The sequence below is a fragment of the Cellulomonas sp. genome (genome assembly GCF_036279715.1).
Taxonomy (GTDB): Bacteria; Actinomycetota; Actinomycetes; order Actinomycetales; family Cellulomonadaceae; genus Cellulomonas_A.
The window spans coordinates 1-11016 of record NZ_DASUIR010000098.1 but is presented as its reverse complement, the minus strand read 5'-3'; the positions used below and the strand labels follow the sequence as shown (position 1 = coordinate 11016).

10 protein-coding genes and 1 tRNA gene are annotated in these 11016 nt (G+C 71.9%); 5 read left to right on the top strand and 6 right to left on the bottom strand.

Going from position 1 to position 11016, the window contains the following annotated elements; translation table 11 throughout:
- From VFW79_RS09690 to VFW79_RS09670, 5 genes are all read right to left on the bottom strand, one after another.
- A partial coding sequence (locus VFW79_RS09690) for a Nif3-like dinuclear metal center hexameric protein (RefSeq protein WP_329677098.1) occupies positions 1-1155 on the bottom strand: 1155 nt, incomplete at its 3' end.
- 22 nt (positions 1156-1177) lie between these two features.
- Complete coding sequence (locus tag VFW79_RS09685) at positions 1178-2227, bottom strand: zinc-dependent alcohol dehydrogenase family protein (protein WP_329677097.1); 1050 nt, start codon at positions 2225-2227, stop codon at positions 1178-1180.
- A gap of 42 nt (positions 2228-2269) precedes the next feature.
- Positions 2270-2343, bottom strand: a tRNA-Val gene (locus tag VFW79_RS09680).
- Between the two features lie 35 nt (positions 2344-2378).
- Positions 2379-2855, bottom strand: a complete 477-nt coding sequence (locus VFW79_RS09675) for a peroxiredoxin (RefSeq protein ID WP_414647930.1) — start codon at positions 2853-2855, stop codon at positions 2379-2381.
- Positions 2856-2857: 2 nt separating this feature from the next.
- Entirely contained in the window at positions 2858-3280 is a 423-nt protein-coding gene (locus tag VFW79_RS09670) for a DUF3052 domain-containing protein (RefSeq protein WP_329677096.1), read from the bottom strand.
- Positions 3281-3595: 315 nt separating this feature from the next.
- Between VFW79_RS09670 and aceE the strand changes: the two genes are divergently transcribed.
- Positions 3596-6340: a pyruvate dehydrogenase (acetyl-transferring), homodimeric type gene (aceE, locus tag VFW79_RS09665; RefSeq protein ID WP_329677095.1), complete on the top strand. Its 2745-nt coding sequence runs from the start codon at positions 3596-3598 to the stop codon at positions 6338-6340.
- A 65-nt stretch (positions 6341-6405) separates the two neighbouring features.
- On the opposite strand, the gene VFW79_RS09660 is transcribed toward aceE, so the two are convergent.
- Positions 6406-7092: a hypothetical protein gene (locus tag VFW79_RS09660; protein WP_329677094.1), complete on the bottom strand. Its 687-nt coding sequence runs from the start codon at positions 7090-7092 to the stop codon at positions 6406-6408.
- 122 nt (positions 7093-7214) lie between these two features.
- Between VFW79_RS09660 and VFW79_RS09655 the strand changes: the two genes are divergently transcribed.
- From VFW79_RS09655 to VFW79_RS09640, 4 genes are all read left to right on the top strand, one after another.
- The gene (locus VFW79_RS09655) at positions 7215-8477 is read left to right on the top strand and encodes a helix-turn-helix domain-containing protein (RefSeq protein WP_329677093.1); all 1263 of its coding nucleotides are present in this window, start codon (positions 7215-7217) and stop codon (positions 8475-8477) included.
- Between the two features lie 95 nt (positions 8478-8572).
- On the top strand, positions 8573-9544 hold the full coding sequence (locus VFW79_RS09650) for an ACP S-malonyltransferase (protein WP_329677092.1): 972 nt from the start codon (positions 8573-8575) through the stop codon (positions 9542-9544).
- On the top strand, positions 9541-10548 hold the full coding sequence (locus VFW79_RS09645) for a beta-ketoacyl-ACP synthase III (RefSeq protein WP_329677091.1): 1008 nt from the start codon (positions 9541-9543) through the stop codon (positions 10546-10548). The genes VFW79_RS09650 and VFW79_RS09645 overlap by 4 nt, the downstream gene beginning before the upstream one ends.
- Before the next feature lie 95 nt (positions 10549-10643).
- Positions 10644-10892, top strand: a complete 249-nt coding sequence (locus VFW79_RS09640) for an acyl carrier protein (RefSeq protein ID WP_109132165.1) — start codon at positions 10644-10646, stop codon at positions 10890-10892.
- Positions 10893-11016 lie beyond the last annotated feature (124 nt).

Sequence of the window (11016 nt, the reverse complement as noted above, 5' to 3'; positions counted from 1 at the left end):
GGTGCGCTGGGTGCTGATCCGGGTCTCCACCGTAGTGCCGTCGGCCGCGAGCGCCGACGTGAGATCGGCGGCCGCGAGCGGCAGCCAGGGCCACTCGGAGGCGAAGTGCGCGACGTCCACGAGGTAGGGCGGGCTCGGCTGGCCGGGCGCCGCGTCGAACTCGGCGCGCTCGCGCAGCTCGGACGCGGGGTGGTGGCGCAGGTCGGCTGTGAGGTACGCGTCCGCATGCACCGCCCGGACCGCGTCGAACAGCGAGTCGCCCGACCCGCCGACGACCGCGACGCGCGCGACCCGAGCGTCCGGGTCGCCGGCGAACCGCACGCCCTGGGCGGTCGCGGGCAGCGCGGCGGCGACCCGCTCGGCGAACCCGCGCAGCGTCGTCGGCTCCGCGAGCCGGCCCACCCGCCCGATCCCCGTCGGGCCGTCCCAGCGCGCGAGCTCGAGCACGTCGAACGCCGGCTCCTCGTAGGGATGGACGGCCCGCATCGCCGCCACGACGGCGGAGCGCAGTCGCCGAGGAGCGACCATCTCGACCCGGGCCTCGACGACCGTGGTGATCTCGCCGGATCGCCCCACGGCCGGCCGGGCCGCCGCGGACGGCGTGAAGGTGCCCTCGCCCGTCGTGGTCCAGGCGCAGCGCGCGTACGCGCCGATCGCCCCGGCGCCGGCGAGCGCCAGGGCGTCCACCAGCCGGCCCGCGTCGGCGACCGGCACGAACACGACGTGCTTGTCGAGGGCCTCGGCCGCGATCGGCTCGAGCGGCTCGAGATCGACAAGGCCGACGGCGGCAGCGAGCGCTTCGGCGACCCCACGGGGTGCGGCGTCGGCGTTGGTGTGAGCGGCGTACAACCCGATGCCCGACCGGATCAGGCGGTGCAGCAGGGCGCCCTTGAAGGTGGTCGCTGCGACCGAGTGGACGCCCCGCAGCAGCAAGGGATGGTGGGTCACGACGAGGTCCGCCCCCCACGCGACCGCCTCGTCGACCACGGCGTCGACCGGGTCGACCGCGAAGAGCACGCGCCGCACGGGCTGCGCCGGGTCGCCCGTGACGAGCCCCACGGCGTCCCACGACTCGGCGGTGCCGGGCGGGTAGAGCCGGTCGAGCACGCCGACGACCTCGGCGAGCGTGGGCGCTGCTGTCCGGTGGTCCGTCACGCCGTGAACGCTACCTGCCGGGCTACGGCAGGAGCATCGACTTGATCGCGCGTCGCTCGTCCATGGCCTTGTACGCCTCGGAGACGTCGTCGAGCGGGACGACGAGGTCGAAGACGAGCCCGGGCTCGATCGCTCCCGACCACACGTCGGTCATGAGATCGGCGATGTACGCGCGCACTGGCGCGACGCCACCGAGGACGCCGACGTTCGAGGAGAACATCTGCTGAACCGGCAGCTCGGGCCCGCCCGCCGGAACACCGACGTACCCGACCCGCCCGCCGGGACGTGCTGAGTCGAGTGCCTGCTGCATCGACTCCTTCGTCCCGACGCACTCGAGCGCAGCGTCCGCACCGACACCGTCGAGCAGGTCCATGACGCGCGCCACCCCCTCGGCACCGCGCTCGGCGACGACGTCGGTCGCGCCGAACCGCACCGCGAGGTCCTGGCGGGTCGTGTGCCGCGACATCGCGATGATCCGCTCGGCACCCAGCCGCCGCGCCGCGAGCACCGCGCACAGCCCGACCGCGCCGTCGCCGACGACGACGACGGTCGAACCCGGCCGGACCCCGCCGGCGAGCGCCGCGTGGTGGCCGGTGCCCATGACGTCGCTCAGGGTCAGGACACTCGGCAGCAGGGCCGCATCCGGGTGGTCCGGGGTGGCGACGAGCGTGCCGTCCGCGAGCGGGACTCTGACGTACTCCCCCTGACCTGCGTCGGAGGGGATCCCGTCGTGGTCCGGCTCACCCCACCAGCCGAGCTGCGAGCACGAGGTGTGGACGCCGTTGCGGCAGTGCACGCAGGTGTTGTCGCTGATGGCGAACGGCGCGACCACGAACTGGCCGGGACGCAGGGAACGGACGTCCGCTCCGACCTCTTCGACGACCCCGACGAACTCATGGCCGATGCGGTGCGGCGCCGTCGTGGGCCGGACCCCGCGGTACGGCCACAGGTCGGAGCCGCACACGCACGCCGCCACGACGCGCACCACGGCGTCCGTCGGCAGCACGATGCGGGGGTCGGGGACCGTCTCGAGGCGGACGTCGAAGGGGCCATGGATGAGGGTGGCTCGCACGGGTTGGCCTTTCGCAGGACGGTCGAAGAGTGCCGTGAGGGGTGGGCCCGGCCGGGCTCGAACCGGCGACCTCCGCGGTGTAAGCGCGGCGCTCTGACCAACTGAGCTACAGGCCCCTGCGACGGTGAACCAGACTACCGGCGCGCGTACGTCAGAGCAGGGCGAGCGCCGTGCGGTACGCCTCGAGGTCACGGGCCTGTGTGCGGGGGTTGACGAGCGCCCAGCGCAGCACTCCCTCGGCGTCGATGAGGAAGCTGCCGCGGATCGCGATGCCCCGCTCGTCGTCGAACACGCCATAGGCTCGCGCGATCTCGCCGTGCGGCCAGAAGTCGGAGAGCAGGTCGAACGGGTAGTCCTCCTGCTCCTGCCACGCGCGCAACGAGTAGGTCGCGTCGCACGAGACCACCAGCAGGCGAACCCCGGCGACGTCGAACAGCTCGATGCTGTCGCGGATCGCGCACAGCTCACCTGTGCAGGTCCCCGAGAACGCGAACGGCACGAAGACCACGACGACGGGCGTCCCGCGCAGCTCCGAGAGCCGCACCGGGGTCCCGTGCGTGTCGACCGAGGCGAAGTCCGGCGCCGGCTTCCCGAGCTCCGGGACGACCTGCTCGCCCAGGGTCGACACCGTCACTTGCCGCGGCCGCGGTTGCCGAGGCGGGTCGCCGACCAGTCCGGTGCGATCGAGAACGTGCTCGTCGCGTGCAGACCGGCCGTCGTGGCGGCCTCCTCGATCTCGGCGTGGTCGATGTGACCGCCGCGACCTGCCTTCGGTGTGAGGACCCAGATCACGCCGCTGTCGTCGAGGACGGTCTTGGCGTCGACGAGGGCGTCGGTGAGATCGCCGTCATCCTCTCGCCACCAGATCATCACGCCGTCGGTGACATCGTCGTAGTCCTCGTCGACGAGCTCGTGCCCGGTCGTCGACTCGACGGCGGCACGCAGCTCGCTGTCGACGTCGTCGTCGTACCCGAACTCCTGAACCACCTGACCCGAGATGAATCCGAGGCGAACCACAGCCTGCGAGGCTGCGTCGCCCGTGGTGCTTGCCACGTGCTGACCTGTTCCCTTCCGTCGCGACCACCCCGGACAGGCGATCTGTCGATGTCCGCAAACCGTAGCCCACCTCACCCGGTCGCACCGAGGCAAGACCTCTACGGGGTCGGCGTGGCGTGGATCGCCCCGCGTGTCGCCGACGTCACGTCGGCCCACGACCCTCTCGGTGTGACTTCCGACGACACAGGGGCAGAGAATGGTTCGACTACCCGCTCCCGATGGCGCGCGCACCTGTGCAGCGCCGCACGGCTCGGGCCGAGCTGCCCCCCAGGTCGACCGACCGGCGGGTGCACGAGAGACGAAGGAGCGCACGTGGCTTCGACGGACGACAGAGGACCACTCATCAACGGTCTTCTCAGCCAGGTCCCGGACATCGACCCCGCCGAGACCGGCGAGTGGATCGACTCGCTGGACGGCTTGATCGACGACAAGGGCGGCCCCCGGGCCCGCTACGTGCTGCTGAACCTGCTCAAGCGGGCGCGGGAGCGCAACGTGACGGTCCCGACGTCGATCAACACGCCGTACGTGAACACGATCGGCGTGCACGAGGAGCCGTACTTCCCCGGCGACGAGGTCATCGAACGCCGGTACCGCTCCTGGATCCGCTGGAACTCGGCGGTCATGGTCACGCGGGCGCAGCGCCCCGGGATCGGCGTCGGCGGTCACATCTCGTCGTACGCGTCGGTGTCGACGCTCTACGAGGTCGGCCTCAACCACTTCTTCCGCGGCAAGGACCACCCCGGCGGCGGCGACCAGATCTACTTCCAGGGCCACGCGTCGCCCGGCATGTACGCCCGCGCGTTCCTCGAGGGACGCCTGTCGGAGCACCAGATCGACGGCTTCCGCCAGGAGATGTCCCACCCGGGCGGCGGTCTGCCGTCGTACCCGCACCCGCGCCTCGCCCCCACCTTCTGGGAGTTCCCCACGGTGTCGATGGGCCTCGGCCCGGCGTCGGCGATCTACCAGGCCTGGACGAACCGCTACCTGCACCTGCGCGGCATCAAGGACACGAGCCAGCAGAACGTGTGGGCGTTCCTCGGCGACGGCGAGATGGACGAGCCCGAGAGCCGCGGCATGCTGCAGCTCGCGGCGCAGCAGGGCCTCGACAACCTGACGTTCGTCGTCAACTGCAACCTGCAGCGCCTCGACGGCCCTGTGCGCGGCAACGGCAAGATCATCCAGGAGCTCGAGGCGCAGTTCCGTGGCGCTGGCTGGAACGTCATCAAGGTCATCTGGGGCCGCGAGTGGGACGTCCTGCTGAACGCGGACAAGGACCGCGCGCTGGTCAACCTCATGAACAACACGCCCGACGGCGACTACCAGACGTTCAAGGCGAACGACGGCGCGTACGTCCGCGAGCACTTCTTCGGCCGTGACCCGCGCACCAAGGCGCTCGTGGCGAACATGACCGACGACGAGATCTGGGCGCTCAAGCGAGGCGGCCACGACTACCGCAAGCTGTACGCCGCGTACGCCGCGGCGTCGGCGCACACCGGTCAGCCGACCGTCATCCTGGCCCACACGATCAAGGGCTACGGCCTCGGCTCGGGCTTCGCGGGTCGCAACGCGACGCACCAGATGAAGAAGATCAAGGGCGCCGACCTCAAGACGCTTCGGGACACGCTGCACATCCCCTTCACGGACGAGCAGCTCGACGCGGACCCCTACCTCCCGCCGTACTACCACCCGGGCGAGGACGACCCCGCGATCCAGTACATGAAGGACCGCCGGAAGGCGCTGGGCGGGTACCTGCCCGAGCGGCGCGTGACGCACGTCGACGTCACCCTGCCCGACGAGAAGGTCTACGACCAGCTCGCCAAGGGCTCGGGGCACCAGGAGGTCGCGACGACCATGGCGCTCGTGCGCCTGTTCAAGGACCTCGTCAAGGACAAGAACTTCGGCAACCGGGTCGTCCCGATCATCCCCGACGAGGCCCGGACGTTCGGGCTCGACGCGATCTTCCCGAGCGCCAAGATCTTCAACACGCAGGGTCAGCACTACGTCCCGGTCGACAACGACCTCATGCTCTCCTACCGGGAGTCCGAGGCCGGGCAGATCATGCACACCGGGATCAACGAGGCCGGCTCCGCGGCCGCGTTCCAGGCCGTGGGCACGTCGTACGCGACGCACGGTCAGCCGCTCCTGCCGTTCTACTTCTACTACTCGATGTTCGGGTTCCAGCGCACGGGCGACCAGTTCTGGGCGGCGGGCGACCAGATGACCCGGGGCTTCCTCGTCGGGGCGACCGCCGGCCGAACGACGCTGACCGGGGAGGGCCTGCAGCACGCCGACGGGCACTCCCCGCTCCTCGCCGGCACGATGCCCCACGTCGTGCACTACGACCCGGCATACGGCTACGAGATCCGGCACATCGTGCGCGCCGGGATCGAGCGGATGTACGGGCCCGACCATGGCCAGGACCGCGACGTCATCTACTACCTCACGGTCTACAACGAGCCGATCATTCAGCCCGTCGAGCCGGCGGAGGTCGACGTCGAGGGCATCCTCAAGGGCATCTACCTGCTCGCCCCGGCGGAGGGCGACGGGCCGCGCGCCCAGATCCTCGCGTCGGGGGTCGCGGTCGGCTGGGCGCTCGAGGCCCAGCACCTGCTCGCCGAGGACTGGGGGGTCCGGGCCGCGGTCTGGTCGGTCACGAGCTGGAACGAGCTGCGTCGGGACGGCCTGCGTGCCGACGACCAGGCGTTCCTGCACCCGGGCGAGGAGCAGCACGAGGCCTACCTCACGCGCAAGCTCGCGGGCGCCGAGGGTCCGTTCGTCGCGACGACGGACTTCGACCACCTCGTCCCCGACCAGGTGCGTGCATGGATCCCGGGCCGGTACGCGACGCTGGGCGCCGACGGCTTCGGCTTCTCGGACACCCGACCCGCGGTGCGCCGGCACTTCAAGATCGACGGTCCGTCGACCGCCGTCCGGGTCCTGCAGGAGCTCGAGCGGGCCGGTCAGGTCGAGGCGGGCTCGACGGCGCAGGCGATCGAGCGGTACCGGTTGCACGACGTGACAGCAGGGACGTCGGGCAACGCTGGCGGCGAGTCCTGATCGGCTGACCGCTCCGCGCCACCCTCGTCGAGGGGGTGGCGCGGGGTCGGTCCGGCGCTACGGCGCTATTGCGCGACGGGGTTCGCCTCGGCTGCGGCGATGACCTGCTCGAGCTCGGCTCGCAGCGGCCTGATGGTCTTCTGGTCCGGGTACAGGTCCAGTGCCGCCAGGTGCTGCTTGGCGTCGAAGGTCCGCCCTGCCTCGATCGCGGCGAGGACGAGCTGGCGGGCGTTCTCGGGATCATGCTCACGCGGACGCCAGTGGCCGACACCGAGCGAGAGCGCCTCGACCGGCAGGCCGACCTCGCGGAGCAGCTGGAGGCTCACCACGAGCGCCTTGCCCGACGGGTCGCGCTCGGCGGCTGTGGTCAACCGGCGCAACATGCCCTCGCGGTCGTCATGCACCGACAGTCGGGCGACCTCGATGAGCGGGTACCACGCCCGGGGGTTGCCGGCGAGCTCCTCACCCAGGGCCCAGACGGCCAGGTCGGCCGCGCGCTGCTTCTCGGGGTCCTCGAGCGTGGCCGTCAGCGGGTCGTCGTCCGGACCGGTCCCGGCGGCGCGTCGACGGACGATCTCGGCAAGCGCTGAGAAGGCCCGCTCGTTGTTGGGGTCGTCGCTCAGAACCGATCGCAGAGCGTCCTCGTGAAGCGTGTCTCCGCGCCTTGGCGCAGTCGAGGGACGACGCGCGCCGACCTTCGATGCAGACGGCGGTCGCCGCATCAGCTGGCGAAGTCGGGGCAGAAGGGCCATGACGCGACCATAGCCTTTGCTGCGCCTTTGCACCTGCCCCACGGCGAAACAGCGCCAGAAATCGCTCTGACGGGACGCCAGCCTTTGTCGACCTCCTACAAGTCTCACCGTATGCTCGCGCCATGGCCACGGACCGAGAGCACGCCGCCCGCGCGACAGATCGGCGCACGCCCGCCGTCGATCCGGCCGCGCCGGCCGAGCCCTCCGGCGCGCGGTCGGTGCGGGCCGCAGGGTCACCGACCGGGACCGAGACGCTCCGGCGGGTGCGCGACGGCAACGGCCTGCTCGCCGCCGCGGCCATGCGGAGGCTCGACGAGGACCTCGCGTGGTACCGCGCGCTGCCAGCCGAGGACCGCTCGTGGGTCGGGCTCGTCGCACAGGCGGGCATCAACGCGTTCGTCAGCTGGTTCTCGGACCCGTCGACGCCACCCCACGGTGTGGGCGAGATCTTCGCGGCCGCGCCCCCCGAGCTGACCCGGTCGATCTCGCTGCAGCACACCCTCCAGCTCGTGCGGGTCGTCGTCGACGTCGTCGAGACGCACAGCGACCAGCTCGCGGCGCCGGGCGGCGAGCGAGACCTGCGCGAGGCGGTCCTTCGGTACTCGCGCGAGGTCGCCTTCTCGGCTGCCGAGGTGTACGCGCGGGACGCCGAGGTCCGGGGCGCGTGGGACGCGCGGCTCGAGGCTCTGGTGGTCGACGCCCTCGTCCGGGGTGAGGTCGACGACTCGGTGCGGTCGCGCGTGGCGGCACTCGGGTGGAGCGGTCGAGGCTCGACGCTGGTCATGGTGGGCACCACATCGACACCCCTCGACGACGTGCGGGCGGCCGACCTGCGCCGGGCGACGCAGCGGGCGGCCGACGACGCGCTGGTCGGGATCCTCGGAGACCGCCTCGTGGTGTTCCTCGGCGGCGACGGCGACCTGCAGGCGGGTGCGCTCTCCCTGCTCCCCCGCTTCGGGCCGGGTCCTGTCGTGATCGGGCCGCCTGCGGGTCACCTGGCCGACGCGGCCCGGTCCGCGCGTGCCGCCCTCGCCGGGCTCGTGGCAGCGCCCGCGTGGGCCGAGGCGCCGCGTCCGGTCCAGGCCGACGACCTGCTGCCCGAGCGCGTGCTGGTCGGCGACGTGACGGCTCGACGCGCCCTTGTCGCGCAGGCCTACGTGCCGCTCGCAGCGAGCACCGGCTCGCTGCTCGAGACCTTGACCGCCTACCTGGGAGCGGGCCGTTCGCTCGAGGCCGCAGCGCGGGTGCTCTACGTGCACCCCAACACCGTCCGATACCGCCTGCGCCGCGTCGCCGACGTGACGGGATGGGACCCGCTCGACCCGCGTGAGGCCTACGTCCTGCAGACGGCACTCGCGATCGGGCGTCTCGGCGAGGACACCTGAGTCGGCCCGTTCTTGTCGGTTAGCGACAACGGGCTCGCAGAAGGTTCGTGCGAGCCCGCTTCGGCCACCGGGCGTCCGCCTGGCACAGTGGACGCGTGCTCGCCATCGTCTGCCCCGGTCAGGGCTCCCAGTCACCCGGCATGCTCGCACCCTGGCTCGAGCTCCCGGGCGTGGTCGAGAGGCTCTCGGGCTTCTCGAGCGCCTCGGGCGTCGACCTCGCCGCGCACGGCACGACCTCCGACGCCGACACGATCCGCGACACGGCCGTCGCGCAGCCCCTGATCGTGTCGACGTCGCTGATCGCCCTGCGCGTGATCCTCGGCGAGCGCTCTGCGGCCCACGTCGCAGCCGTGACCGCCGGGCACTCCGTCGGCGAGTTCACGGCGGTCGCCGTCGCGGGGGTTCTGTCCGACGACGAGGCAGTCGCGCTCGTGACGGCACGCGCCGCGGCCATGGCTGAGGCGGCCCGGGCCGTGGCGACGGGGATGTGCGCCGTCGTCGGCGGCGACGCCCAGGAGGTCCTCGCCGCGATCGACGCAGCAGGTCTGCGGCCCGCGAACGTCAACGGCGGCGGCCAGGTCGTCGCAGCAGGCGACCTGGCGAGCCTCGAACAGTTCGCGGCGAACCCGCCCGCGCGGGCCCGCGTGATCCCCCTGCAGGTTGCCGGGGCCTTCCACACCCCCTTCATGCAGTCGGCCCTCGACGCGTTCGCCCCCGTCGCGGCCGCTCAGCGTGCGCACGACCCGAGCCTGCCGCTGCTCTCCAACGCTGACGGCCGCGCGTACTCCGGTGGCCCCGGCGGGACCGGCTCGGGCGTCGACGTGCTGCGCCGGCTCGCCCAGCAGATCGTCGCCCCGGTCCGGTGGGACCTGTGCCAGGAGACGTTCGCGGCACTCGGCGTCACGGGGATGCTCGAGCTCGCGCCGGGCGGGGTGCTCGCCGGGCTGGCCCGGCGTAGCCTGCCCGGGGTGGAGACGGTCGCGGTGAAGTCACCGTCCGACGTCGACGCCGCCCGAGACCTGATCGCCCGCCATGGGACCCCGCGCAGCCAGGAGAGCACCCTGTGACCCGACCGACCCTCACCCAGGCCATCGGCGCCGCGCACTCCCGGATCCTGGGGATCGGCGCCGCCCGAGGCGAGAACGTCGTGACCAACGACGACATCGCGGGCCCGATCAACTCGTCCGACGAATGGATCCAGCAGCGCACGGGCATCATCACCCGGCGACGGGCCGGTGCGGACGTCGACGTCCTCGACCTCTCCGAGGCCGCTGGCCGGCAGGCGATCGCCGCGGCCGGTCTCACGGGCGCCGACATCGACGCGGTCATCCTGTCGACCGTCACCTACTTCGAGCAGACGCCCGCCGGGGCGGCGGTCCTCGCCGACCGCCTCGGGGCGACGCCCGCGGCCGCGTACGACATCTCGGCCGCGTGCGCAGGCTACTGCTACGGCATCGGCCAGGCCGACGCGCTCGTCCGCTCGGGAGCCGCACGCCACGTCCTGGTGATCGGCGCGGAGAAGATGAGCGAGTTCATCGACCCGACCGACCGCTCGATCTCCTTCCTGCTCGGTGACGGCGCGGGCGCGGCCGTCGTCGGTCCGTCGGACTTCCCGGGCATCGGCCCGACCATCTGGGGCTCCGACGGGTCGCGCGCCAAGGCCGTGGGCCAGACGCACGGGTGGATGGAGCTGCGCGACAACCCGGAGCTCGGCTGGCCGACACTGCGCCAGGACGGCCAGTCGGTCTTCAAGTGGGCTGCCTTCGAGATGCCCAAGATCGCCCAGCAGGCGCTCGACGCGGCCGGCGTCACGGCCGACCAGATCCAGGCCTTCGTCCCCCACCAGGCCAACATGCGGATCATCGACCAGATGGCCAAGCAGCTGCACCTGCCGGCGTCCGTCGTCATCGGCCGTGACATCGCCGACACCGGCAACACCTCGTCCGCGTCCATCCCGCTCGCGACCGATCGACTGCTGCAGGAGGGCGCCGTGAAGTCGGGCGACCTCGCGCTGCAGATCGGGTTCGGCGCCGGCCTCGTGTACGCGGCCCAAGTCGTCGTCCTGCCCTGACCGGATCCCCACCCGGCGCCGGACGCCCACAGCGTCCGGTGACCACGAGCAGTACGGTTCATCGACCCAGCACCACCTACACCAAGGAGACACCGATGGCGAACAGCGAGCAGGAGATCCTGGCCGGACTGGCCGAGATCGTCAGCGAGGAGACGGGGCTGCCGACCGACTCCGTCCTGCCCGAGAAGTCCTTCACCGACGACCTCGACATCGACTCCCTGTCGATGATGACGATCGTGACCCTGGCCGAGGAGAAGTTCGACGTGCGGATCCCCGACGACGAGGTCAAGAACCTCGTGACCGTCGGCGACGCCGTCTCGTTCATCGCCAAGGCGCAGGCCTGACAGCACAGCACCACCGCACGACAGCGTCCGGGGCCCGGTCCCTGGACGGAACCGCTCCGGCACCCGCCGGGCCGGGACCCGGACGCATCTCGTCCTCGCCGAACTGGAGCAGACCATGAGCCCC